Annotated in this window: 22 protein-coding genes; 14 read left to right on the top strand and 8 right to left on the bottom strand. The window is 62.3% G+C overall.

The window, feature by feature from the left end:
- Window positions 1-131 precede the first annotated feature (131 nt).
- The 5 genes from BLT09_RS14070 to BLT09_RS14050 all read left to right on the top strand — a co-directional run bounded on the left by BLT09_RS14070 (window position 132) and on the right by BLT09_RS14050 (window position 4,994).
- The gene (locus BLT09_RS14070; protein WP_091593871.1) at window positions 132-851 is read left to right on the top strand and encodes a FadR/GntR family transcriptional regulator; all 720 of its coding nucleotides are present in this window, start codon (window positions 132-134) and stop codon (window positions 849-851) included.
- 60 nt (window positions 852-911) lie between these two features.
- Window positions 912-1,886 carry a sialic acid TRAP transporter substrate-binding protein SiaP gene (locus BLT09_RS14065; protein WP_091594061.1) on the top strand — a complete coding sequence of 325 codons (975 nt, stop codon included), beginning with the start codon at window positions 912-914 and terminating at the stop codon, window positions 1,884-1,886.
- A gap of 79 nt (window positions 1,887-1,965) precedes the next feature.
- Complete coding sequence (locus BLT09_RS14060) at window positions 1,966-2,538, top strand: TRAP transporter small permease (RefSeq protein WP_091593869.1); 573 nt, start codon at window positions 1,966-1,968, stop codon at window positions 2,536-2,538.
- 3 nt (window positions 2,539-2,541) lie between these two features.
- Entirely contained in the window at window positions 2,542-3,948 is a 1,407-nt protein-coding gene (locus BLT09_RS14055) for a TRAP transporter large permease (protein ID WP_091593867.1), read from the top strand.
- Window positions 3,945-4,994: an L-idonate 5-dehydrogenase gene (locus BLT09_RS14050; protein WP_091593865.1), complete on the top strand. Its 1,050-nt coding sequence runs from the start codon at window positions 3,945-3,947 to the stop codon at window positions 4,992-4,994. Before BLT09_RS14055 ends, BLT09_RS14050 begins: the two co-directional genes overlap by 4 nt.
- A gap of 42 nt (window positions 4,995-5,036) precedes the next feature.
- Here the strand turns inward: BLT09_RS14050 and BLT09_RS14045 are convergent, their stop codons facing one another.
- Entirely contained in the window at window positions 5,037-7,640 is a 2,604-nt protein-coding gene (locus BLT09_RS14045; protein WP_091593863.1) for a TRAP transporter permease, read from the bottom strand.
- A gap of 72 nt (window positions 7,641-7,712) precedes the next feature.
- Window positions 7,713-8,696, bottom strand: a complete 984-nt coding sequence (locus BLT09_RS14040) for a TAXI family TRAP transporter solute-binding subunit (RefSeq protein WP_091593861.1) — start codon at window positions 8,694-8,696, stop codon at window positions 7,713-7,715.
- A gap of 117 nt (window positions 8,697-8,813) precedes the next feature.
- Here BLT09_RS14040 and BLT09_RS14035 point away from each other — a divergent pair, with 117 nt between their 5' ends.
- Window positions 8,814-9,686, top strand: a complete 873-nt coding sequence (locus BLT09_RS14035; protein ID WP_167366431.1) for a MurR/RpiR family transcriptional regulator — start codon at window positions 8,814-8,816, stop codon at window positions 9,684-9,686.
- 12 nt (window positions 9,687-9,698) lie between these two features.
- Here the strand turns inward: BLT09_RS14035 and BLT09_RS14030 are convergent, their stop codons facing one another.
- A complete protein-coding gene (locus BLT09_RS14030; RefSeq protein ID WP_091594059.1) occupies window positions 9,699-11,021 on the bottom strand; it encodes an aspartate aminotransferase family protein in 1,323 nt (440 codons plus the stop codon).
- Window positions 11,022-11,115: 94 nt separating this feature from the next.
- Between BLT09_RS14030 and BLT09_RS14025 the strand changes: the two genes are divergently transcribed.
- The gene (locus tag BLT09_RS14025; RefSeq protein WP_091593857.1) at window positions 11,116-11,973 is read left to right on the top strand and encodes a beta-keto acid cleavage family enzyme; all 858 of its coding nucleotides are present in this window, start codon (window positions 11,116-11,118) and stop codon (window positions 11,971-11,973) included.
- A gap of 115 nt (window positions 11,974-12,088) precedes the next feature.
- Window positions 12,089-12,364, top strand: a complete 276-nt coding sequence (locus tag BLT09_RS14020; RefSeq protein ID WP_167366430.1) for a hypothetical protein — start codon at window positions 12,089-12,091, stop codon at window positions 12,362-12,364.
- A gap of 83 nt (window positions 12,365-12,447) precedes the next feature.
- Here BLT09_RS14020 and BLT09_RS14015 read toward each other — a convergent pair whose 3' ends face one another.
- A complete protein-coding gene (locus tag BLT09_RS14015) occupies window positions 12,448-13,134 on the bottom strand; it encodes a N5-glutamine methyltransferase family protein (RefSeq protein ID WP_091593855.1) in 687 nt (228 codons plus the stop codon).
- 371 nt (window positions 13,135-13,505) lie between these two features.
- Here BLT09_RS14015 and BLT09_RS14010 point away from each other — a divergent pair, with 371 nt between their 5' ends.
- Window positions 13,506-14,180, top strand: a complete 675-nt coding sequence (locus BLT09_RS14010) for a LuxR C-terminal-related transcriptional regulator (protein WP_091593852.1) — start codon at window positions 13,506-13,508, stop codon at window positions 14,178-14,180.
- Between the two features lie 67 nt (window positions 14,181-14,247).
- Here the strand turns inward: BLT09_RS14010 and BLT09_RS14005 are convergent, their stop codons facing one another.
- A complete protein-coding gene (locus BLT09_RS14005; RefSeq protein ID WP_236473591.1) occupies window positions 14,248-15,999 on the bottom strand; it encodes a PAS domain S-box protein in 1,752 nt (583 codons plus the stop codon).
- 246 nt (window positions 16,000-16,245) lie between these two features.
- Between BLT09_RS14005 and BLT09_RS14000 the strand changes: the two genes are divergently transcribed.
- Entirely contained in the window at window positions 16,246-16,986 is a 741-nt protein-coding gene (locus tag BLT09_RS14000) for a helix-turn-helix transcriptional regulator (RefSeq protein ID WP_091594055.1), read from the top strand.
- A 125-nt stretch (window positions 16,987-17,111) separates the two neighbouring features.
- Here the strand turns inward: BLT09_RS14000 and BLT09_RS13995 are convergent, their stop codons facing one another.
- The gene (locus BLT09_RS13995) at window positions 17,112-17,414 is read right to left on the bottom strand and encodes a DUF982 domain-containing protein (protein ID WP_091593850.1); all 303 of its coding nucleotides are present in this window, start codon (window positions 17,412-17,414) and stop codon (window positions 17,112-17,114) included.
- A 215-nt stretch (window positions 17,415-17,629) separates the two neighbouring features.
- Between BLT09_RS13995 and BLT09_RS13990 the strand changes: the two genes are divergently transcribed.
- The 4 genes from BLT09_RS13990 to otsB all read left to right on the top strand — a co-directional run bounded on the left by BLT09_RS13990 (window position 17,630) and on the right by otsB (window position 23,569).
- On the top strand, window positions 17,630-18,691 hold the full coding sequence (locus BLT09_RS13990; RefSeq protein WP_091593848.1) for a glycosyltransferase family 4 protein: 1,062 nt from the start codon (window positions 17,630-17,632) through the stop codon (window positions 18,689-18,691).
- A gap of 44 nt (window positions 18,692-18,735) precedes the next feature.
- Window positions 18,736-20,898, top strand: a complete 2,163-nt coding sequence (locus BLT09_RS13985) for an amylo-alpha-1,6-glucosidase (RefSeq protein WP_091593846.1) — start codon at window positions 18,736-18,738, stop codon at window positions 20,896-20,898.
- A 152-nt stretch (window positions 20,899-21,050) separates the two neighbouring features.
- Entirely contained in the window at window positions 21,051-22,811 is a 1,761-nt protein-coding gene (locus BLT09_RS13980; protein WP_091594053.1) for an alpha,alpha-trehalose-phosphate synthase (UDP-forming), read from the top strand.
- On the top strand, window positions 22,808-23,569 hold the full coding sequence (otsB, locus tag BLT09_RS13975; protein WP_091593842.1) for a trehalose-phosphatase: 762 nt from the start codon (window positions 22,808-22,810) through the stop codon (window positions 23,567-23,569). The genes BLT09_RS13980 and otsB overlap by 4 nt, the downstream gene beginning before the upstream one ends.
- Window positions 23,570-23,638: 69 nt before the next feature.
- On the opposite strand, the gene BLT09_RS13970 is transcribed toward otsB, so the two are convergent.
- Both BLT09_RS13970 and BLT09_RS13965 read right to left on the bottom strand, forming a co-directional pair.
- Complete coding sequence (locus BLT09_RS13970) at window positions 23,639-24,310, bottom strand: ABC transporter ATP-binding protein (RefSeq protein WP_091593840.1); 672 nt, start codon at window positions 24,308-24,310, stop codon at window positions 23,639-23,641.
- Window positions 24,307-25,548 carry an ABC transporter permease gene (locus tag BLT09_RS13965; RefSeq protein WP_091593837.1) on the bottom strand — a complete coding sequence of 414 codons (1,242 nt, stop codon included), beginning with the start codon at window positions 25,546-25,548 and terminating at the stop codon, window positions 24,307-24,309. The genes BLT09_RS13970 and BLT09_RS13965 overlap by 4 nt, the downstream gene beginning before the upstream one ends.
- Window positions 25,549-25,550 lie beyond the last annotated feature (2 nt).

The raw sequence follows: 25,550 nt of genomic DNA, 5'->3' as shown, positions 1-25,550 counted from the left end.
AATGGGTTCCATGGGCGTTCTCTGCTGCTTGACTCCCAGCCTTTTTCGCGGCAGGTTTCGATCAATAGGTCAGACCAATTTACCGATCCGGGATCAGCCAGATGATTCCGTTGAAGTAGAACTGGGTAACAATGCCGATCCAGGCCGTTGAACCGCGTCGACTTTACCGACAGATCGCCGATCAGCTCAGGCAGTTGATCGACGCGGGCGAGTTCGCAGTCGGCGATCGGCTGCCGACCGAGCGCGAACTGGCCGATCAGCTTGGCATCTCCCGCCCGACCGTGCGTGAAGCGCTGATCGCGCTCGAGGTCGAGGGGCGCATACGCATTCGCGTCGGCTCGGGCATCTACGTCACCGAACCGCCGCGTGCCGAAATTTTGACGGCAGAAATGGATGAGGGCCCGTTCGAGCTGTTGCGGGCACGCGAGTTCATCGAAGGGGCGATCGCCGCCGAAGCCGCCCTCCATGCTCGGCCGATCGACATCGAACATATGGACGACGTGCTGCGCCGCATGGAGGACATACCTCGCCCGACCAGGATGACGATCGCGCTCGACCGCGAATTCCATACGATGGTGGCGGGCATTCTCGGAAACGCCGTTCTGGTGCGCTGCATCGGCGAGCTCTTCGACCAGCGCATGAACCCATATTTCGAACGCCTGTCGAGCTATTTCGAGAACAGGGAGTCCTGGCGGGCCGCCGCGGAGGAGCATCGCGCGGTGCGCGACGCGATCGCGGCGCGCGACCCTGAACGGGCCAAGGCCGCGATGCAGGAACATCTGCGTCAGTCGCAACTGAGATTCTCACGCAATTTCGGTGAGAAATCCGCGGCCAGGGAGGTCGCGGGATAGGAGTCCGCCGACCGGGAGGGTCCTGTCGGCACCGTCAATCCATTCACAGGGAGGAATATGATGTTGAGGAAATACGCCGTTCTGCTCGGCACGATCGCTGCATTCGCTCTGCCCATGGCTTCGGCCTCTGCGCAAACCGCGCTGAAATGGGCCCATGTCTACGAAACGTCCGAACCCTTCCACACCGAGTCGGTATGGGCGGCGGAAGAGATCAAAAAGCGCACCGACGGCCGCTATACGATCGACGTCTTCCCGGCTTCGCAACTCGGCAAGGAAGCCGACATCAACCAGGGGCTGACCCTCGGCACGGTCGACATCATCATCTCCGGATCGAGCTTCGCCGCCCGCGAATACCCGCCGATCGGCGTGACCTACTTCCCGTTCACTTTCCGCGACGCGGATCACCTGCTCGCTTACGCCAAGAGCGACAAATACAAGGAGTTGACCGCCGGCTTCGAAGAGGCCTCCGGCCATCACATCACCGCGACCACCTACTACGGCACGCGTCACACGACCTCCAACCGGCCCATCGAGAAATGCGCCGACATGCAGGGCCTGAAAATCCGCGTGCCCGATGTGCCGGCCTATCTCGCCATGCCGCGCGCCTGCGGCGCCAACACCGCGCCGATCGCCTTCGCCGAGGTCTATCTCGCCTTGCAGCAGGGCACGGTGGAAGCGCAGGAAAACCCACTGACGACGATCGACGCCAAGAAGTTCTACGAAGTGCAAAAGCACATTATCCTGACCGGGCACATCGTCGATCATCTCAACACGATCGTGTCGCAATCGCGCTGGTCGCAATTGTCGGACGAGGACAAGGCGATCTTCACCGAGGTGATGCAGGAAGCCGCCGCGCGAGCGACAAAGATCATCGTCGATCGCGAGAAGGCGCTGGTTGAAACCTTCAAGGAGCGCGGTCTCACCGTCACCGAAGTCGATCGCGCCGATTTCGAAAAGAACGTGATGGAGAAGGTGACGTTCGACGAGTTCGGCTACCGCAAGGAGGATTGGGAGGCGATCCGCGCCGTCAAATAACCCGCATCGATCCGGGCCCGGCGCGACAAGCGCGTCGGGTCTGTCGAGCCCGCTGTCCAACAGTGCCCGGAGCTTGCCGATGACCCAAGAGGTCCACACCCAGGTTACCCCAGAAGAACTGGCGCACGCTTTCGAGGAAGAAGCGCCGCCCATCGATCTGTCGCGATACGCGGTGGAGGACTGGGTCACGCTCGCCGTGTTCTGGGGCATGTCGTTCTGCGTGTTCCTGCAGTTCTTTACGCGCTACGTCATGAACAACAGTTTTGCCTGGACCGAGGAGATCGCCATCAACTGCCTCGTCGTCGTGGTCTTCCTGGGCTCGGTCATGTGCACGCGCACCACGCGCCACATCCACGTCGACGTGCTCTATCACTATCTCCCCGCTGGGGCCGGGCGCTACCTGGCGCTCGCGGTCAATGTGATTACCATTTGCTTCTTCGCCTACATGTCCTGGCTCCTCTGGCGCTATGTCGGGATCGTCCACCGCGAGCGGATGGTCACCATCAACCTGCCGCGCAACGTCGTCTTCTACGCCGTCTTCGCCGGTTTCGTGCTGATGATGCTGCGCGCCATCCAGGTCTTCATCGGCAACATTCGCCGTGGCTACTCGGCGCTGGAGCGCCCCGCCGCGTTCGACGGATTGGGGGAATAGGCCATGCTGCTTCTGATCGGAGCCTTTCTCGTCCTGATGCTGGTCGGCGTGCCTGTCGCTGTGTCGATGGCGGTGTCGTCGCTGCTCTATCTCGTCTTCTATGGCGTGGCGCCCGACATCATCGCCGCGCAGCGCATGATCGCCGGTGTCGAGAGCTTTCCGCTGCTTGCCGTGCCGTTCTTCATCTTCGCCGGCAACCTCATGAACATCGCCGGTGTCACCGGGCGGATCTATTCCTTCGCGCTGGCGCTTGTCGGCTGGATGAAGGGCGGCCTAGCGCAGGTGAACATCATCGGATCGGTGGTCTTCGCCGGCATGTCGGGAGCAGCCCTTGCCGATGCCGCCGGCATCGGCACCATCGAGATCAAGGCGATGAAGGACCACGGCTATCCCGTCGAGGCGGCGGTCGGCGTCACCGCCGCCTCCTCGACGCTCGGCCCGATCTTCCCGCCGTCGCTGCCCTTCGTCATCTACGGCATGATGGCCAACGTCTCGATCGGCGCGCTGTTCATGGCCGGCATCCTGCCCGGCGTCGTCATGACGGCGCTGATGATGGTGACGGTCGCGATCTTCGCCCACCGCCGGGGCTGGGGTTCGGACACGCCGTTCAAACTGAACCGGCTCGCCGCCGCCTCGATCGAGGTCGCCGTCGTGTGCTGCTTTCCGCTGGCGGTCTATGTCCTTGTCCAGATGGGACTGTCGCTCAACATCGCCGTTGGCATCGTGCTCGTCGTCCTGATCGCCTGCGACTGGTATTTCGACTTTTCCGCCGTCATGGCGCTGATGACACCGATCATCCTGATCGGCGGCATGACCATGGGCTGGTTCACCCCGACCGAAGCGGCCATGGCCGCCGTCATCTGGTCGTTGTTTCTCGGGCTCGTGCGCTATCGCACGATGACACTCGCAGCCTTGGCCAAGGCCAGTTTCGATACGATCGAGACGACCGCGTCGGTCCTTTTCATCGTCACCGCAGCGTCGATCTTCGCCTGGTTGCTCACGGTCAGCCAGGCGGCGCAGCTGTTCTCGGTCTTCATCACATCGCTGACCGAAAACAAATGGGTGTTCCTGATCCTGGTCAACATCCTGATGCTGGTAGTCGGTTGTTTTCTCGACACGATCGCCGCCATCACGATCCTCGTGCCGATCCTCCTGCCGATCGTGGTCCTCTACGGCATCGACCCTGTGCATTTCGGTCTGATCATGACGCTCAATCTGATGATCGGTCTGCTTCATCCGCCGCTCGGCATGGTGCTGTTCGTCCTCTCGCGGGTCGCCAAGCTGTCGGTCGAGCGTACGACCATGGCAATCCTGCCCTGGCTGGTGCCGTTGATCGTCGCGCTGATCCTGATCACCTTCGTCCCCGCCATCTCGCTGTGGCTGCCGACGCAAATGGGGCTGATCCGTTGATCGACCGTGCAATCGCCGCGACGCTGTTCGGCCCTGAGGATCTGCGCGTCGTCGAGCACCCGCTCGGCCCGCTCGCGCCCGGAATGGTGCGCGCGCGCTTCGGCGCCGGCGGCATCTGCGGTTCCGACCTGCACTATTTCCGCCACGCGCGGACCGGCGATTTTGTCGTCACATCGCCGCTCGTGCTCGGCCACGAGGTCGCCGGTGAGATCGTCGAAATCAACGCGGACGCGCCAGGACTCGCCGTCGGTGATCGCGTGGCGGTCAACCCGTCGCGCTGGTGCGGACAATGCGCCCGATGCGCAGAGGGCCGCGCCAATCTCTGTGAAAACATCTATTTCATGGGCTCGGCGTCGAAAACGCCGCACATGCAAGGCGGTTTTGCCAGCGTGTTCGATGCCACGCCGGCGCAATGCGTCAAGGTTCCGCATGCTGTCGCCTACAAGGCGGCGGCGCTCGCCGAACCGCTCGCCGTCAGCCTGCATGCCGTGGCGCGGGCCGGCGACATTGCCGGCCGCAACGTCATCCTGATCGGCGCCGGCCCCATCGGGCTCCTGACCATGCTCGCCGCCAGGCTCAAGGGTTGTGGCGAGCTCACCGTCGCCGACATAGCCGAGGCGCCGCTCGCCTTCGCCAGCAAACTTGGAGCAAACAGGACGATCAACCTGTTCGGCGGCGACGACGAGCTCAAGGCGCTCGCGGCCGACAAGATGATCGATGTCGCGTTCGAGATTTCAGGCACCGCCGCGGGTCTCGCAGCTGCGATCGCCAGCGTCCGGCGCGGCGGCACGGTGGTTCAGGTCGGCAATCTGCCGGGTGGTCAGATCCCGGTGGCCGCCAATGCGGTGATGGCCAAGGAAATCAATCTGAACGGCACGTTTCGTTTCGGCGCAGAATTCAACGAGGCGGTCGCCCTCATCGTCAGCGGGGATATCGACGTCCTGAAGCTGGTGACCGCCGAACGCCCCCTCTCCTCGGCCTACGATGCGTTTGCCCTAGCCGCCGACCGCTCGCAGAGCGTCAAGGTGGTGCTGACCGCGGACTGAGCGTTTTCCCGGCGCCTCCCAACTGTATCATCCGTTCCGGTTTCAGCCTGCCGGCCCGGTTTCCTTCCTGTCGGCCTGCTTGCGCGCCCGCGCAAACTGCAGCCCGGCGACGCCGGCGGTCGCAGCCAGCGCCAGGCCGATCGGAATGAGGCTCGAGGGCTGGTCGGCCTTTCTGAGCACCGCCACCACGTCATACCCGACATCCAGCCCGATGCGCTTGGCGTAGGATCCGAAATCGACATTGCTGATCATCAGCGCGTCGCCCGCTTGCGTGATGGTAAGGCCGATGCCGCGCAGCCGCTCCAGCGGCTCGCCCGGCTCGCCGAGCGGCACATTGACCGTCTTGCGGACATCCTCGCCCATGAGGTCGACACCCTCGACGACGAAATTGATGCGGCCATCGGCCGGCGTCTGCGCCACCGCCGGCAGGAACTCGCTTGCCGGCAACTCCTCGTAGGGCGGCGACACCTGGTTGAGCCACCAGTCCGGCCGAAACAGCGTGAAGCAGATGAGCAGCAGCGCCGCGCTTTCCCACAGGCGGCTTTTGGTCACGAACCAGTTCATGGTCGCGGCCGAAAATAGCAATATTGCGATCAGCGACACCGTTGCCACCCAGATCGTCTGCGGCCAAGTGTCGACTCCGATCAGCAGGATCGCCGGATTGAAGATGAAGACGAACGGCAGGATCGCCGTACGCAGCGAATAGAGGGCGCCCTGGAAACCGGTGGCGATCGGATCCTCCTTGGAAATCGCCGCCGCCGCGAACGCGGCCAGCCCGACGGGCGGGGTGATGTCGGCCATGATGCCGAAGTAGAAGACGAACAGGTGGACCGCGATCAGCGGGATTGGCAGTCCGGCCTGCGCGCCGAGATCGACCACGACCGGGGCCATCAGCGTGGCGACCAGAATATAGTTTGCGGTGGTCGGGATGCCCATACCGAGCACAAGGCTGATCGCGGCGATCAGGATCAGCATCAGGATGACATTGCCGCCGGAAATGAACTCGACGAGTTCCGTCATCATCAGGCCGAGACCGGTCAGCGTGATCGTGCCGACGACGATGCCGGCGGTGGCGGTGGCGATACCGATGCCGATCATGTTGCGGGCGCCGAGCGCCAGCCCGTCGATCAGGTCGTCCCAGGCAGCCCGCACTGAGGCGGCGAGATTTCCTTTGCGGAACAGCGCCATCAGCGGCTTGCGGGTGGCGACAATAGCGAGGATTGAAACGGTCGCCCAGAACGCCGAGAGGCCGGGCGACATCTGCTCGACCATCAGACACCACAGAAGCACGGCGATCGGGATGAGGAAATCGAGCCCGGTCCGCGTGACATCCCAGGCGCGCGGCAGTTCCAGGATTGGCGCGTTTGGATCGTCGAGCGCGAGATCCGGATAGCGCGAGGAATACCAGACCGAGGCCACGTAGAGAGCGACGCCGGCGAGCGCGAGCAGCGGCGGCGCGGCCCCACCGAAGACAGCCTGGATAGCAATGATGCCGTAATAGACGATACAGACGGCGAGAACGCTGCCCGACAGTCCCAGTCCCATCCGCAGCATCCGTTCTCTTGCCGGCGTCGGACGCTGCGGGATCGTCTTCAGGCCCGTCTTAATCGCTTCGAGATGAACCATGTAGAGCAGCGCGATATAGGAGAAGACCGCCGGCAGCAGCGCGTGCTTGACGATCTCCGCATAGGGAATGCCGACATATTCGACCATCAGGAAGGCGGCCGCGCCCATGACCGGCGGCATGATCTGGCCGTTGATCGAAGCTGAAGCCTCGATGGCGCCCGCTTTGACGCCGGAAAGGCCGGTGCGCTTCATCAGCGGGATGGTGAAGATGCCGCCTGAAACCACGTTGGAGACGGACGAGCCGGACACAACGCCGTTGAGGGCCGACGAGACCACCGCGACTTTCGCCGGGCCGCCGCGCAGATGGCCGAGCAGCGCAATGGAGATCTGCATCATCCAGTTGCCGGCGCCTGCCTTTTCCAGAAGCGTGCCGAACAGGACGAACAGAAAGACGAAGCTAGTCGATACGCCAAGTGCAATCCCGAAGACGCCTTCGGTTGTCAGCCATTGATGGTTGAGAAACTTGGTGAGCGATGCGCCGCGATGCTGAATCACGTCCGGCATGTACTGGCCGGCAAAGGTGTAGAAGATGAAGGTACACGCCACGACCACCATCGGAAGGCCGAGCGCACGGCGCGTCGCCTCGAGCAGCAACAGGATGCCAACGGTGCCGGTCACCAGATCGAGCGTGGTCGGCTGGCCCGGCCGTCCGGACAGCACGACGTAAAAGAGAAACAGGTAGGCGCCGGCAAATCCGCCGGCCACGGCCAGCACCCAGTCGAGCAGCGGCACGTAATCGCGGGGCGAGGATCTCAGCGCCGGATAGGCGAGGAAGGTCAAGAACAACGCAAAGCCAAGATGGATGGCGCGCGCTTCCGTGTCGTTGAGGATGCCGAAGCCGAACACGAACGGCAAAGGCGAAGCGTACCAGAGTTGGAAAAGCGACCACGCGACTGCAACCCAGAGCAGGATTCGCCCAACCGTTCCAGCCGGATGCCGGCCACCCGTGTCGGCCTCCGCGACAAGTTGTTCGAGCTCTTCGAGATCGACGCCGGCCGGTTGTGCCTTCACTTCGCTCATGACGTCGTCTCCTGTTGCGGATGGCCCCGGCGGATCAGCTGGACCCGCCGGCCCGTCGTCAGGTCACGAAGCCTACTTCAACCAGCCCTTCTCCTTGAAGTATTTTTCAGCGCCCGGATGCAGCGGCGCGGAATTTCCTTCCGCCACCATCTTGGCGGGATCGAGATTGGCGAAGGCCGGATGCAGCGACTTGAACTCGTCGAAGTTCTCGAACACCGCCCTGGTCAATTGGTAGACGCTCTCATCGGGAACCTTGGCTGAAGTGACCAGCGTGGCGAGCACGCCGAAAGTCCCGGTATCGTCGGGATTGTTTGCGTAAAGACCGCCTGGGATGATCGCCTTGGCGTAGTACGGATTCTCGGCGACAAGCTTATCCACGACTTCTCCAGTCAACGGCACCAGCTTGGCGGCGCAGGTGGTCGTCGGATCCTGGATGTTCGCTGAAGGATGGCCGACGCCGTAGAAGAACCCGTCGATCTTGCCGTCGCAGAGCGCCGGCCCGTGCTCGTCAGCCTTCAGCTCCGATGCGAGCGAAAAGTCGGCCAGCGTCCAGCCCATCGCGCCGAGCAGACGCTCCATGGAAGCGCGCGTCCCGGAACCGGGATTTCCGACGTTGAAACGCTTGCCCTTAAAATCCTCGAATTTCGTCACGCCGGCATTGGGATGCGCCAGCACCGTGAACGGCTCCGGATGGATCGAGAAGACCGCGCGCAGATCGGTATGGGGGCCACCGTCCTTGAATGATTCCAGCCCCTTGAAGGCGTTATACTGGACGTCCGACTGGGCCATGCCGAAGTCGAGTTCGCCTTCCTTGATCGTGTTCACGTTGAATGCCGATCCGCCGGTCGATTCGACCGAGCAGCGGATGCCGTGTGTCTTGCGATCCTTGTTGAGCAACCGGCAGATAGCGCCGCCGGCGGCATAGTAGACGCCGGTGACGCCACCGGTCCCGATGGTAACGAAATTCTGCTGCGCCATTGCGCTGGCCGAAAACAGCAGCGCCGCCGACAAGGCGGCGATCTGCGCTCCGAGGCGTGCAGTCCGGGCATGTTTCATCTGGTTCTCCCTTGGTACTTTGCGTGCCGTCGCGGCCGTCCGGTGTTTTGGTGTCAAGGCACGTCGATGCATGCTACGATTGTTGCGCTTTATCAATCAAGGGAAATGCTTGTTACAATGGACGGTCGGGAGATGGGTTTCGACGCGCTTTTGGCGCGCATACTGACCGAACTCCCAAAATTGAGCTCGGAACTGCGCAAGGCGGCGCGTTTCCTGGTCGATCACCCCGACGAGGTGGCGCTGGTGTCCATGCGGGTGCTGGCCTCGAGATCCGAGGTGACACCGACGACCTTCGTGCGACTGGCTCGGCGACTGGGTTTTGGCGACTGGGCGGCGCTGCGCAAGCCGTTCGAAGACCGGCTGCGCTCCGGCAAGGCGCCATTCGCGGCAAGGGCCGATGCGCTTGTCAGGCGCAGGTCGGAGACGATCTTCGCCGAATCGCTGAGGACGACGGTGGCCAATCTGGCGACGGCCGAAGCCGTCAACGGCAGCGAAGAAATCGCAAGGGCCTGCGCGATACTGGAGAAGGCTCAGCGCATACGTGTCGCCGGGTTCCGAAGCTGCCGCGCGCCCGCCCACGCGCTCGTCTATCTCTGCCGGATGTTTCGGCGCGAGATCACCCTGCTCGGCGGCGACGGCGGTGCGATCGAGGCGGAACTGGCAGCGCTTGGAAAGAAGGAAGCGGTCGTCGCGATCGGCTTTTCGCCCTATTCGCGAGAACTCGGGCCCGTGGTGGAGGCTGCGCAACGACACAGCGTTCCGATTGTCGCGATCGTCGACAGCATGGCTGCTCCTATCGCGCGGCATGCGCAGGTTGTCTTGCGATTCTCTACCGACAGCCCGTCCTTCTTCCCGTCGGTAGCCGCAGCCATGGCTATCGTGGAAGCGCTGGCCGCAACGATGCTGGCGCGCAGCGGGCCGGCAGCCGCGGCTCGTGTCAGGGAGACGGAACTGGAGTTACAGGCGTTCGGGGCCTATCTGCCGGAATGAAGAGCGCTGGCGCTATGCCACCGCAGCGTCTATCGCGTCGCCGAGCCGTTCAACAACCGCGTCGATTGCCGCGGCGTCTATGATGAAGGGCGGCGCCAGCAACACGTGATCGCCGCGCACGCCGTCGATCGTGCCCCCTGCGGGATAGACCAGCAGGCCGCGCGCCATCGCCTCGCGCTTGATCTTCGCATTGAGCTTCCGCTTCGGTTCGAAGGGCGCCTTGGTCGAGCGATCCTCGACCAGCTCTACACCCATGAAAAGGCCACGGCCGCGAATGTCGCCGATATGGGCATGGTTGCCGAACCGTTCGCCCAGTCGCCGCGAAAGATGGGCTCCCATCGCCCGGACATTGGCAAGCAGATCGTCGCGAGCGATCACCTCCTGGACGGCGAGCGCCGCCGCGCAGGCCATCGGATGGCACATATAGGTGTGGCCGTGCTGGAACAAGCCGGAGCCTTCGGCGAAAGCGTCGAAGATGCGGCGCGAAAGCAGCACCGCACCGATGGGCTGGTAGCCGCCGCCGAGGCCTTTGGCGATCGTCATCAGGTCGGGCGCAACGCCGTCCTGCTCGCAGGCGTGCAGCGTGCCGGTGCGGCCCATGCCGCACATCACCTCGTCGAGGATGAGGAGCACATCGTAGCGGTCGCAGATTTCGCGAACGCGCCTGAAATAGCCGGGAACCGCGGGCACAGCTCCTGCTGTCGCGCCGACCACAGGTTCCGCGACGAAGGCCATGACACTGTCCGGACCGAGTTCGAGAATTTTATCCTCGAGCGCCTGGGCGGCGCGCAGTCCGTAGGCCGCCTCGCTCTCACCGGCTTTCTGGTAGCGGTAGGCATAGCATGGGTCGATGTGATGCGTGTCGATCAGCAAAGGGCGGAATTGGGCGCGGCGCCACTCATTGCCCCCGGCAGCGAGAGCGCCGAGCGTGTTGCCGTGATAGCTCTGGCGGCGGGCGATGACGTTTCGCCGTTCTGGCCTGCCGGTCTCGACGAAAAACTGCCGTGCCATCTTGAGCGCCGCCTCCACCGCTTCGGAGCCGCCGGACACGAAGTAGGCGTGGCTGATACCTTGTGGCGCGCCGGCGACGAGCTTGTCGGCCAATGTCTCGGCCGGCTCGTTGGTGAAGAAGCTGGTGTGGGCATAGGCGAGCTTGTCGGCCTGCGCATGGAGCGCGGCTGTCACCTCGGGATGGCCGTGGCCGAGGCAGGAAACCGCCGCACCGCCTGACGCGTCGATATAGGCACGGCCATCGTGGTCGAACAGTTCGATGCCCTTGCCGCCCGCCGCGACGGGCAGGCTCGCATGGATCTGGCGGTGCAGGATGTGTGTCATGCCTTCCCCGATTGACGATGGCGCGATTTGCAGCGAACCTATCATGCAACATATGTTACATACTGCGCAATACTGAAACGATTGGACTGAGCCTATGACCGTCGACAGGGACGCGGCCGGCCCTGGACTTATCGCACCGACGGCAATCGCCGTTGCGCCGAATGGTGGACGGCGTGGCAAGCAAGACCACCCTGCCCTGCCGATCGGCCCCTGGGCATTGGCCCGGACTGCCGCCGCCTGCCTTGAGGCGGGCGCCGCCATGATCCATACCCATGTCCGCGACCGCGACGGCGGCCATTTGCTCGACGCGCACGCTTATCGCGAGACGACGAAAGCGATACGTGATGCGGTGGGCGAGCGGCTGATCATCCAGATCACCAGCGAAGCGATCGGCCGCTACCAGCCGGCCGAGCAGATGGCGGTGGTGCGCGCTGTCCGCCCTGAGGCGGTTTCGCTGGCGCTGCGTGAACTGGTGCCGGACGCCGCCCATGAGACCGCTTTCGCGCAGTTCCTGGCGTGGTTGAAAAGCGAGCGGATCGCCCCCCAAATCATTCTTTACGCGCCCGAAGAGGCGTCGGCCCTGGCCGCCATGCAGCAGCGAGGTCTGGTGCCTTTCGACGACATCCCGGTGCTCTATGTGCTCGGCCGCTACACGCCGGGACAGGTTTCGCGACCGGCCGATCTGCTGCCCTTCCTTGCGCAGGACCGCCCGCGCTTCGCGCACTGGATGGTCTGTGCCTTCGGTCGGCAGGAAACCGCATGCGTTACGGCCGGTGCGCTGCTGGGCGGTCATGCCCGCGTCGGCTTCGAGAACAATTTTACCCTGGCCGACGGCACGACTGCCAAGGACAATGCCGCGCTCGTAACAGCGACCAAAGGCGCTCTGGCTGCTTGCGGCGTCAGTTTCGCCCAAGCCAACGACCTGCGCGCCGCTTGGTCGATCCAGGGCTAACCCCTCGGCCCACACGCCTCGTCGGTTCGTCACATTTGTCGAAAATCTCTTTGCTACGCTGCAACCGAACTTTTTGGCTGACGTTAAGGTTGCAACGGGCGCTGGGGAGGCCTTTATGCAGACGTATCTCGTCGAACAAATGCAGGGCGATGACGTGATTACGGTGCGTGTCATCAACGCGCCGAGCCCCTTCAAAGCCGCCGCCATGTCGACAGATCGACATGTTACGCTGCGAAGGTGGGAAAAGGATTGGATCCGAGTAACCGACGAAAACCGGGGACACATCTTTGCATACAGCTTTGTCTCCGACGCAAACCCGGACAACAGCGGGCTTGCAATAGCACCGAATAAATCAAGAAAAGCCCAAAAAGCCGATCAGGGACGCGAGTAAGCGCCACCTTTTTGCTTTTTGCTGGAGCGCGCCAGAAGCGTGAACACCGCGAATTGAGCCAGCCGTTGCGGCATGGCTGACGCTCACGGCGTAGTATGTCCCACAACCACCCTTCCCTCGCCGGCTTCGTTCGTGATGGCCCGGATCCCCTCGAAGGACTTGGAGCGCTCCAGCAAACGCATGACCTGCCGATCCTGGCCGAGACCGACCTCGAAGAGCAGGATGCCTCCGCGCCGCAAGTAGCGCGGCGCGTGCTTGATCACCTGCATATGGATGCTCAGGCCGTAGGGGCCGGCTGCAAACGCTTCACGCGGCTCGAGCTCGGTCAGATGCGCGCGGTCGCCCTCGAGCCGCTTTTCCGAAATGTATGGCGGGTTGCAGACGATCACGTCGATCGTGCTGTCGAGCTCCAAGCCCGAGAAAGCACTGAACAAGTCACCCCTCAGCACCGACACGCGATCTGCCATGTCGTGATGGGCGACGTTGCGGCGCGCGACCTCGACGCATCCATCGGTGAGATCGCTCGCCCAGACTTGCGCGGCAGGAGCGTAATGCGCGATGGCGCAGGCCAGATTGCCGGCTCCGCAGCACATGTCGACAACCCGCGGCGTCGACAGGTTCATTTGCCGCAGAACATCAAGTGCTGTCATGCCGAGCAACTCCGTCTCCGGCCGGGGAACGAGCGCACCGGGCGCGATGAGCAACTCCAGCCCCATGAAGATGGTGCGGCCTCTGCGGTAGGCTTCGGCGACACTGATCTCTTCGCTCACGACAGCTCCCTCCCTGTCTTGCCGATCGCAGTGCCCGACAATTGAGTGGAAGTTAAATCACTAAGTTCCCGATCGGCAATCGAAAAACACGCCTCGCCATGGCATTGGCGATCGCGAGCCATCGGCATCGTCTCAAGGCGTTGGCACATGGTTCTGGAGGATAGGAACGGAAGATTCGACGTGTTCAGCGGTTCTCGTTGACAGGGTTCAAAAAAAGAGGAGCCTTACCTGCCTTTTAGGATTATATTAGCAAGCTGGGCTTGCGGTGTTGGGGCACCGCTGGCGTTGACTGAATGAATTGACGAGCGATTGGCCACGACTCCAAAGGCCGGTGACCGTTCAATCCATGCAGGTTTCGTTGGGGTAGTTCAATGTATCGAATCGTCATCGCCGACGATCACGGCCTGTATCGTCGTGGCCTGCGCTTGGCTCTGAGCGCAGGCATTCCAGGTGTGGAGATATTTGAGGCGTCGTGTTTCGACGCCGCGCTCAGTCTGCTGGCCGAGCAGGAGTCCGTTGATCTTGCGATCCTGGATTTGAACATGCCGGGATTGTTCAATCAGGAAGTGCTCAGCGGCATTCTATCGGCTTATCCGGATACGCGATTTGCCATCGTTTCCGGAAACGATTCACGCTCGGAGATACTCACGGCTCTGTCGATCGGTCTCCACGGCTATATCGTAAAGTCGCAAAAAGACGAGGAGGTCGTCATGGCCGTCAACGAAATCCTCTCGGGCCGCATCTACGTCCCTGCACTTCTGTCGCGCCCCGGTGCTGCGCAAACAACTCACGTACCTGCTCCCGCCGAGCCTGTCCCGCAGCGACGTACCACCACCGGCAATCTTGGCAGGCTGACCTCGAGGCAAAAGGAGGTCCTCAAGCTGATGGCGGAAGGCTATTCGAACAAGGAAATCGCGCGCGATCTGGAGATCGCCGAAGCGACGACGAAAATCCATGCCGCTGCGGTTTTGCGTGAGCTTGGGGTGCGGAATCGGACGGAGGCTGCCGTTATGCTGAAGACATGGTTAACGAGGGATATCAATTAATTAGAGCGCTACGTTCTTTTGATACGTAAGGGGCGTTGTTAACGCTTCCGATCTTGGCCCGCTGGCGTCAAGGGCCGATTTCCTTGCGCGACAGCCGCAGCGAATAGCGCAGCCCGTGATCCGTCATTTCCAGCTTGGGGGAGTGACCGACAAGCGGCGCCCCATCCACTCCGATTATCATTGAACCGAAACCATGGCGGACAACTTTTGAAGGCGGCCGCCGCCGCCCTGATTCAACCCAATCGAACACGATGTCACCGCCCCCATCTTCCGATGCGAACGTCCAATTTACCTCGACCCGGCCCTTTGAATCGCCAAGCGCTCCATGTTTCAAGGAATTGGTCGCAAGCTCGTGAACAATCATCGCAAAGCTCTCGGCGGCGCCTCCCGACATCGTAACCGAGGGACCGCTGACAGATATTTCGCGTGTCCCCATATACGGTTGCAACTCCTGGGCAACGAGATCGTGAAGCATCCCCGACCCGCTGCTGTTGCCCGAAAGCAGCAGATGCGTTGCCTCGAGCGAACGAATCCTGTCGATCAGCGTCTCCTTGTACCTGGCGACATCGTTCTCGGGAACATTGACCATGTTCACCAGTGCCGTGATCACCGGGAACAGGTTGATGAACCTGTGGCGTTGCTCGAGCATGATGCGCTCCCGCTTCTTTGCCGCGGCACGCAGCAGCGTGGTTTGCCGTCGCTCGGTCAGGTCGGCGGCCACGCCGAGCCGCTGTAGACGATCATCGTATTTCTCTTCCCTTCCGCGCAGAGCAACCCAGCGGATATGTCCGTCCGGTCGTCGTACGCGAATCTCGACGTCGTAGTTCGTGACCGATGCGAGCTTTCTCGATACAGCCAGCTTTGGCCAGTCCGCCGGATGAACGACGGCCGACAGTTCCTCCAACCGGCGGCTGCCGGCGGGGGGCAGTCCGAGAATGTCCCAGAATGCGCCCGAACCGGTGACGATGCCGTCTTTAAGGTCGATCCGCCACGTGGCCAGGCGTCCAGCAGACAAAGCCAGATCCAGCCACTCCTTCTGAGCCCGAAGCGCTTCGTGCACGGCTCGACGTCCCGAGATATCGTCGACCACAACGAAAATAGTCTCTGAGAGAACCCCGTCGGGCACGGACAAAGACAGCGTTAGCCGCGCCCAGAATGCCGAACCGTTCTTTCTTAACAGACGCACCTCCGAAGCGAACGAAGCAGAGTCTTTGCCCAGGCCAGCCAGCAATTGCGCCAAGGCATCACGGTCGTCCGGATGGACGAGTGTCTCCAGCTGCAATTGGGCAAGCTCCTCCTCCTCGTAGCCTGTCATCTCGCTGAGCCGTCTGTTGGATTGCAGCAGCTCACCTTTGTCGTTGATGTTTGCGAACCCCATGGCGGCGCGCTCGAAAGCCCAGCGATAGCGGCTTTCGGTTGCTTCGACGGCAGCGAGCCTGGCTTCGGCTACCTCCAGCAGCTCACGCACGTCCTGCCGCAGCCGATGGAATGTCATGGCAATCACGCCACCGGAAATCAGAAGCAGAATGGCGCGCGCCCAATCTTCGCCGGAGATCTGACCATGCAGGGTGCTTCGTGTCCACAAGCCGGCAGCCACCATCAGGACCGTCGCCGCAAGCGCAGGACCACGGTCTTCAAGGTAGGAAATGATAATAATAGCTGGAATAAATTCCAGGAAACTCGACCCTTCTCCGATGTATGCTGACGCTTTTGTTTCAAATATCAGCGTAGCAGCCAGCACCGATGCGGAGGCAATGTGAGTTAGCAGTCTGCCCGTTGGGTTCAAATCCGACCTGCGCGACTGCCAGTTCATCGACATAGACTACTACCTTATGACTAGGCCATCGAGACTAGCGCAAAAAACGTACAACCTAGTCCGACTGCGGGATTGCCATACCACTATCACAGCGCGCATTTTATCAAACAGGGGCGAACAGAACTCATCAGAATATAACGAGTTTCAAGACAGTAGGGAGCGCATTTTTTGCGAGCCCTGCACAAGAAGACTGTTCGTAAATCCCGGGCAAGTTACTACGGGCTGATGGACCTTTGGGGAGGTTGGAAGATGGCTATGATCGATAGATACAGTGATGCCGTTGTGGGCGACCGGTACATCACGACAGGAACCAAGTATAACCCTGACGCGCAGGTGACGCGCCCCTCCTATGCTTATCCTTCAGCTCGTGCATCAGATCGGTCGGAGACAGGGGGCGACGAACCAAGGAGACGCAGCCTGGAATCCGTCACCGGCATGCTTGATCGCCTTGGCTGTGGTTATCTCGTACTAGACCGCGACAGAAAAGTAATCGAATGGAACGCGGCCGCTCTAACCACGCTGGAGCGCCCCACACCGGAGCGCCCCACTCTGGAGCACAAAGGCGAAGCGGCTGATACAGCCAGTGCGCTTTCGGCAGCCCTAAGGCGGCTGGTCGCAAATGTTCCGGCGCCTTTCCTGCCGGGCTCCCTTTCCTGGGTGGTGATCCGCAGCACAGGTGACAGGCCGGTGGTACTGAAAGAGAACGGTCTTATCGCCCCCGACGGAACCAGCATCGTGGCATTGCTTGGCCGTGTGAACAGGTCGGGGCCAAATCCTCAGACACTGCAAAGGATGTTTGGCTTGACGAGCGCGGAAACGCATCTGGCTCTGCGTTTGGCTCAGGGCGATGCGCCTTTGGAGATCGCCCGCAGCTGGCGGCTCAGTCGCACCACGATCCGCTCACAGCTTGCCTCGCTGTTCGCCAAGACCGAAACGAGACGTCAGGCGGAACTGGTGGCGCTTCTGGGGCGCATTTCGGTCTTGCCATAAATTTTGGGGTCGGCCTGGATCCAGGCGCCCGGGCTTCCTGGGCGCCGACGCAGATCGCCGGTGTCGCGGTGATGCTGCTCGCCAACTGGGCTGGTCGGCAAACTGGCACCTGGGAGCGCTGGCGTCTATCGCCGAGGCGTGTATGCGCTGTCTATCTTTTCGCCGCGTATCGGCAGCGCTATGTCGTCATCCAGGAGCCGGGTGATCCGGGCAAAGCCCACAAAAGCCTTTCTTGCTTCCTCGGCAGACATCCGGCCTGCCAGTGCCGCAGCGGCGCAGTTCAGCGCGCATTGATACACCGGGCCGCGCCTACCTTTCGGCCAGTGGCGCAAAAACGTCATCGCTTCGCTGACATTGTCGATTTCTTCCACAGGCTCTCCGTGCCCGCGCGCAATTCGCACCGGCGTAAAGAATTCCAGGCGATTCATCTTTTCCTCCCGTCGATCGCGATGCGTTCGATCGAACCTAGTTAAATTCACGGCCAGCCAATTGGTTCCCGGCAAAAACGCCCACGGCCTTGATAACTGGCAGCGGGCCGGCTGGGGGAATCGCCAGTCATCGCCCGACTTCTTGCCGTTGCGGAACGTTCGGGGGAGTGGTGCATTTCGACATCAGCGATGGTCTTTCTGGGAAATGCCGGTCTATGAAAATAGCCCATGTGGCGCCGCTCCACGAATCCGTGCCGCCTCGGCTCTATGGAGGCACGGAGCGCATTGTCTCCTATCTGACCGAAGGGTTGGTGGAGCTAGGCCACGACGTAACTTTGTTCGCCAGTGGCGATACAAGGACCTCGGCAAAATTGGTGCCATGTCGCGAGGGTGCGCTGCGTCTTGACCCAAGCCCGCTGAAATCCGAGACAGCCGCGCACCTTTCGATGCTTTCCGAGGTGAGGAAACGAGCTCAAGAATTTGATATCATTCACTTCCACCTCAGCCATTTCCTGCATTTTTCCTTCTTCGAGCGCATCCATGAGCGGACGGTGACGACGCCGCATGGCAGGCTCGACTACGTCGATCTGGCACCGGCCTATAAGCGTTTTCCGCGCTTTCCGATGATCTCCGTGTCCGGCAGCCAAAGGACGGGCCTGGCCGACGCCAACTGGCTGGCGACGATCCACCACGGGCTGCCGACCGAACTCTACAAGCCGGTTTTCGAGCCGAGCCCAGGGGAGCCCTACCTCGCCTTCCTTGGCCGGATGTCGCGCGACAAGCGTCCGGATCGTGCCATTGAGATCGCGCTGCGCTCGGGGCTGAAACTGAAGCTTGCAGCAAAGATCGGCGACGACGACCGGGCTTATTTCCGCAACATGGTCGAGCCGCTGGTCGATGGTGATCGTGTCGACTATGTTGGCGAGATCGAGGAAGACAAGAAGGCGGAATTCCTCGGCAACGCGGCCGGCCTCGTATTCCCGATCGACTGGCCGGAGCCGTTCGGTCTTGCCGTCATAGAAGCGATGGCCTGCGGCACGCCGGTGATTGGCTGGAACTGCGGCGCCTTGCCGGAAATCGTCGATCAAGGCGTGACCGGTTTTATCGTGGATTCCATGCAAGGCGCGGTTGCTTCAGTGCCCGACTTGCTGCGGCTCGACAGGCGGAGGGTGCGAGCTGTCTTCGAAACGCGGTTTTCTGCCAAAAGAATGACCCGCGACTATGTTTCCGCCTATGCGCGCCTGATCGGCGCCTCGGCCGAAGCAAGAGCGTCGTGAGCGGCATTACCTCAGGGGGGCGAAACGAGAGGGATATATAGAGAATGGCCCAACTCGACGAGCGCCAGCTTGATCCCGCGGTAGCACTTGCGTCCCTGGACGCCACCGCACCTCGAGAGCCGCATCGGCTGTTCGCCCTCAAGCAAGGCGATTGTTTTGCCGTGTCCGACGCCTACGGCGATATCCGCGGCGCCGGCGACGGTTTCTTCCGTGACGACACGCGAGTGCTTTCCGAATTCCGGCTGACCGTCGGCGACCGGCAGACATCGCTGCTCGGTGCGTCGCTCAGCCAGGACAATGTGCTCTTCACCGCCAACCTGACCAATCTGCCGATGCAGAGCGTCCGCGGCCGGGATATTCCGCAGGGCGCGATCCATATCGAACGCGTCAGGCTGCTTTGGCAGGACCGGCTGTTTGAACGCATCACCCTTTCCAACTACAGCCAGGAACACTCCACCATCCGCGTTTCGCTGTATTTTGCCGCCGATTTCCGCGACATGTTCGAAGTGCGCGGATCGACAAGGCTGAAGCGCGGCATGGCCCATGCTGCCAAGACGGACGCGACCTGCGTGCTGCTTCGCTACGACGGGTTGGACGGGCTGGCGCGGATGTCGGCGATATCGTTCTCGCAGGCGCCGGACCATCTGACGGGCGACCGAGCCGACTTCCTGATTGCCGTGACGAGGCGCAGCAGCAAGGTGCTGTATGTCGAAGTCGGTCCCGAAATGGCGGAAACACCGAACCGCGATCGCTTCCGCGCCGCCGCGGCCCGGGCTCGCTTCGGCATGCGGGCCAAACGCCGCCATGGTGCTACGATGCACAGTTCCGGGCGCGTCTTCAACGATTGGGTCGAGCGCGCCCGCGCGGATGTGGCGCTGCTGACCACCGAGCTTACGACCGGACCCTACCCCTATGCGGGAATCCCCTGGTTTTCGACGGCGTTCGGCCGCGACGGCGTGATCTCCGCCTTGCAGATGCTGTGGCTCAACCCGGGCTTGGCGCGAGGCGTGCTGGCGTTCCTTGCCCAGCACCAGGCGACGGAGACATCGCCGTTCAGCGATTCGCAGCCGGGCAAGATCATGCACGAGACCCGCAAAGGCGAAATGGCGGCGCTGCGGGAACTCCCCTTCGGCCGCTACTATGGCGGTGTCGACACGACGCCACTCTACATCCATCTCGCCTGCGCCTATGCGGACCGTACCGGTGATATGGCGTTCGTCGACAGCCAGTGGCCGTCGCTCTGCGCTGCGGCTGAATGGATCGAGGAGGCGAGCCGGCCGACCGGCTTCGTCACCTATCAGCGTGCCGCCGAGACCGGCCTCGCCAACCAGGGATGGAAGGACAGCGGCGATTCCGTGTTCCATGCCGACGGCCGAATCCCGAAGGGACCGATCGCCCTGGTGGAGGTGCAAGGCTATGCCTTTGCGGCGTTCCGGGGATTGGCGGCGCTCGCCCGCCGCCGCGGCGAAATCGACAGGGCCGATCATTGGGAGAGCAGCGCCGAGGCCATGCGCGCCGCTGTCGAACGCCATTTCTGGCTGGACGATCTCGGCTTCTATGCCTTGGCGATCGACGGCGCCGGCGAGCCCTGCAAGGTGCGGACGTCTAATGTCGGGCACCTTCTCTATGTCGGCCTCCCCGCGCCGGCACGGGCGCAGATGGTCGCCGACCAGCTGCTTTCGGCGTCCTTCCATTCCGGCTGGGGGCTGAGGACGCTCGCTGACGATGCTGTGTTCTTCAACCCGATGTCATACCACAACGGCTCGATCTGGCCGCATGACACCGCCATTTGCGGCGCCGGTCTGGCACGCTTTGGCGAGCGTGAAAGCGTGATCCGGCTGATGAGCAGCACCTTCGAATCGGCTGTCCATTTCAACATGCGGCTGCCCGAACTGTTCTGCGGCTTTACCCGCGCGCCGGGCGAAGCGCCCATCGCCTATCCTGTCGCCTGCCTGCCGCAGGCGTGGTCGGCCGGGTCTGCCTTCATGCTCATGCAGGCCTGCCTCGGTCTTGAGATCGACGGCTGGGACGGCGAAATCCACGTCACCCGTCCCAGGCTGCCGATTGGTATCGACACGCTCACGCTGAGGCATCTTGGGGTTGGCACCAGGAAGGTGGATCTGACATTCCAGCGTGTCGGCGACAGGGTCGTCGCCTTTCTCGCCGAACGGCATGAGGGGTTGGTGCCGCTCGTCGTGCGGACCTAGCTTGGCTTTTCGCATGGAACCAACCGCGGGGCTGCAATTAGCGGAACCGATGGCCCGTCCGAGCGTTCCGACGCACGGCAGCTGATTGGCGGCCGCGAATTCGAAAAACAAATAAAATGGCCACCGACCGGCCGGAGAAGATCGTTGTTCCCATGTCAGACTTTGGCATAGAGGTACTCTGGGTTCTAATCATTGCAAGCCTTGGCCTTTCCGCTGTTGCCCTGGTGTTCTCGATATCCCGCTGGCGCCACATACCAGCGGCCGCATCCTCCGCAGGCGATGACTTGGCTTCGGAAGCGGCTCGCACCGTGCTGCGGGAGTTTGAAAAGAATGGCCACTCGGCCGATGCAGCGCTGATCACATGGTCGCCCGACACGTTGCGCAAGATCCTGGCCGACGATCTGCCGGAGACGCAGGTGATCGTCGTATCCAACCGCGAGCCCTACATCCACAACACCAGGGATGATGGCATCGAGCTCCTAGTGCCGGCCAGCGGACTGGTTTCGGCACTTGAGCCGATCACACGCGCCTGTGCCGGCACCTGGATTGCGTATGGCGGCGGAACAGCGGACCGTCTCACCGTCGACGAGAACGACCGGGTCGAGGTGCCGCCCGGCAATCCGTCCTACACGCTGCGCAGGGTCTGGCTGACCGAGGAAGAATACCAGGCCTATTATCTAGGCTTCGCCAATGAAGGTCTGTGGCCGCTTTGTCATATCGCCTTCACTCGCCCGATTTTTCGGGCGTCGGACTGGCAGGTCTATGAGGCCGTGAACCGGAAGTTCGCCGATACGGTGGTTGCCGAAGCGCGCAACGAGCGGCCGATCGTGCTGGTTCAGGACTACCACTTCGCGCTCTTGCCGCGCATGATCCGTGAGCGCTTGCCCGAGGCGATCATCATTACTTTCTGGCATATCCCATGGCCCAACTCCGAAGTGTACAGCATCTGCCCATGGCGTGAACGGATCTTGGAAGGTTTGCTCGGCAGCTCCATCATCGGCTTCCACACGCAGTTTCATGCCAATAATTTCACCGAGAGCGTCGATCGCATCCTGGAAAGCCGGATAGAACGGGCGGACGCGGCGATCTCCTATGGTGGGCATCCGACTCTGGTCCACGCTTACCCCATTTCCATAGAATGGCCGGCCGAACTGCTGGCAAGATTGCCGGCTGTCGAGGAATGCCGTGCCCGTGTCCGCGAAAGATTCGGGCTGCCGGCGAACGTCAAACTGTGCGTCGGCGTCGAGCGCCTCGACTACACCAAAGGCATTCCCGATCGCTTTCATGCCTTGGATGAATTGTTTACGCGATATCCCGAACGGGTAGGCAAAGTGGTTTTCCTGCAGGTTGCGGCGCCCAGCCGCGGCACATTGCCGGCCTACCAGCAACTTCATGACGAATGCCTTCGCTATGCCGAAGAGCTCAACCAGCGCTACGGCGGCGAGAACTACAGTCCCGTCCTGTTGCTCGACGAACATCACTCGCAGGAGCAGGTCTACGAGATCTATCGCGCCGCCGACATATGCATAGTCACCAGCCTGCATGACGGCATGAACCTGGTCGCCAAGGAATTCGTCGCGGCGCGCGACGACGAACAGGGCGTGCTGCTGCTCAGCACCTTTGCCGGCGCTTCGCGCGAACTCCTGGAGGCACTGATCGTCAATCCCTATGATGCGACCATGATGAGCGAGGCGCTGCTACAGGCGTTGACCATGACGCCGGACGAGCAGCGCGAGCGCATGCGGCCCATGCGCGAGATGGTCCGCGACAATAACGTCTATCGCTGGGCCGGCAGCATGCTGCTGGACGCTGCGCGCCTTCGCAAACGCGGGGTGACCGGCAACGGCGAGCGGCCATCCAACAGCAACAACGTCGTTTCCATCTTCGAGCGGGCACGAAAGGCCGCGTCGTGACGGACCTTCGACTGCCGCTAGCCCCCGACCTGCCGGAAGGGCAATGGGCGCTTTTTCTCGATATCGACGGCACCTTGCTGGAACATGCCGCTCATCCCGACGCTGTCTTCGTCGGTGACGAACTGCGTCAGCTTCTCGGAAATATCGAGCGAAGGCTGGGCGGCGCCCTCGCCTTCATCACCGGACGTTCGGTCGCTGCCGTGGACAGACTGTTTCATCCCCTGAAGCTGCGCGTTGCAGGGCTGTACGGGCTCGAGCATCGGTTGACGGCGGACGGTCAAGTCGACATTGCCGACGCTCCGGCGGATATCGCGGCTCTTGCCGACGAGATTGAAGCCGAACTGGGTGGACGCAAGGTCTACATCGAGCGCAAGGGACCGGTCTTGGCCATCCATACCCGCGCTGCGCCGCAACTGCTTGCCCGGGCAACGCAGCTTGTCGAACAGGCACTGACGCAACTTCCGCCTGGGTACCGCGTGATTGCGGGAAACGCGGGCGTGGAACTCATGCCGCTGGAAGCCGTCAAAGGAGCTGCCATCCGGCGTTTCATGGAAATCCAGCCCTTTGCCGGCCGGCGCCCCGTATTCCTCGGAGATGACACCTCGGACGAAAACGGTTTCGAGGCAATAAACGAGGCCATCGGCATCTCTATCCGCGTGAAGCCGCGCGGGCCTACGGTTGCAAGCTATGGTCTCGACGACGTGACCGAGGCAATAGCCTGGCTCGATGCCAATTTCGGCGCGGCGCGGGTGTCCTGATCGCGACCCCGATGATCATTGGACAGGCTCGCGCCATGCCTGATCCCATCAACGCCGATTGGTTCCGGTTCAGCCGATCTTCCCGTCCACGATGTGAATGCGGCGATCCATGCGCGCCGCCATGTCGAGATCATGCGTAACTGCCACGACGGTCTTGCCGCCCTCGCGCACCAGGTTCTCCAGGATTGCGAAGACCTGCTCGGAGCTCTTGCTGTCGAGGCTCCCCGTCGGCTCATCGGCGAGGATAAGCGGCGGGTCGTTGGCGAGCGAGCGTGCTACCGCGACGCGCTGACGCTGGCCGCCCGAGAGTTGGTCAGGCCGCTTGTCGAGATGTTCGCCGAGTCCCAGGGATGAGAGCAGTTCACCGGCCCGTTCGCGCATCTGAGGACGCGCCAGCCGGCCAAGCTTGCGCATTGGGATTTCGACATTTTCGCGCGCCGTGAACTCCGGCAGCAGAAAGTGGAACTGGAACACGAAGCCCAGCATCGAAAGCCTGGTCCGCGCGCGCTCCCTCTCATTCATCGGCTCGGCGTCGCGGCCGCCTATTGTCAACGTCCCGGCGGTCGGCCGGTCGAGCAGCCCGAGCAGATAAAGCAATGACGATTTTCCGGAGCCGGAGGGACCGGTGACGGCGACGAATTCCCTTTCGTTGATCGCCAGCGTGATGTCCTTGACCAGCGTGACGGGAACCGTCTCGGGCAACACGCGGGTCAGTTTCTCGGTCTCGATGAGTGCGCTCATGACGCGCCTCTGATGATCTCGACGGGGTTCAGGCGCGCCGCACGACGCGCCGGCAGGTAGCCGGCCACTGCCGCCGAGCCCAGCGCGAAAGCCGACGCGATGACGTAGTGCATCAAGCTCCAGGCGATCGGCAGGCGGGTCATCTCCTGGCCGGTCGCGGCGATCTCGAAACGCACCAGCGACAGCGCATAGGTCATGGAGACGCCGAGCAGCCCGCCGAGCACGGAGCCGGCAGCGCCGATCGCGACGCCTTCCAGCAGAAAGAGCCGGCGCATGTCGGATTCCGGGAAGCCAAGCGACTTCATGATGGCGATGTCGCGCGCCTTTTCGTGCGTGATGGTGGAGATGATGTTGTAGATGCCGAAGCCAGCGACCAGCATGATCGCACCGACAACGGTGTACATGATGACGTTGCGTACGACGAGCGCTTCGAGGATCGATTCATTGGCCTCCTGCCACGCCACCGCCTTGTAGCCCAGTTCGGCCTCGGCACGCTGCGCCACCGCCGGAGCGCGGTCAGGATCGTCGAGCTTGATGCGGATCTCGTTGATGGCGTTCGGACGCGCCGAGAGGATCTGCGCGTTTTTCAGAAGCACATAGGCCTCGCCTTCGTCGCGCGCGGTGGTGCCGGTGTGGAACAGGCCGGCGATCTTGAAGTTGCGCGACAGTCCCTCGGCAGAAACCGCCGTTATCGTGTCACCGAACCCGGCGCCGAGCCGGCTCGCCATCGTGTCGCCGATGAGCACGTTGTTGCCGCCCGCGGCAAGCGCCGAAAAGCTGCCTTCGACGAAGTTTCCGACAATCGGCGACACGCCGGACTCGCGCTCCGGTTCGATGCCAATGATCGCCGCGCCGACTTCGCGGCTGGAAAAGCGGATCACACCCTGCGTTTTGAGGCTTGCCGCGAACCGACCGGGAATCCAGCTCTCCAGCCAGGAGGTCGCGGCGGTCGGGTTGATGATGCCGCGGCGATCGTCGCGCGGCCTGAGCCCGGAAATCGCCACTGTCGCAAAAGCATCCTCGGCCGGTTGACGGCGGGCTGTGCGCTGCTCGTCGGTGATGTCGACATGCGGCATCGTGTCGACGAGCTGCCTGACGAAATCGTCCTGCCCACCCTGCATCAGCGCCGCCATGGCGATGGAGAATCCGACACCGACCGCAACGCCGATCACGGCAACCAGCGTCTGGCGACCGCGGCCGGCAATGTGCGTGAGGGCGAGGTCGAAGATGAGCGGCATCG

Source organism: Mesorhizobium muleiense (assembly GCF_900099905.1).
Classification (GTDB): Bacteria; Pseudomonadota; Alphaproteobacteria; order Rhizobiales; family Rhizobiaceae; genus Mesorhizobium; species Mesorhizobium muleiense.
The sequence above is the reverse complement of the archived record's forward strand: the minus strand, read 5'-3'. Positions and strand labels throughout refer to the sequence as shown.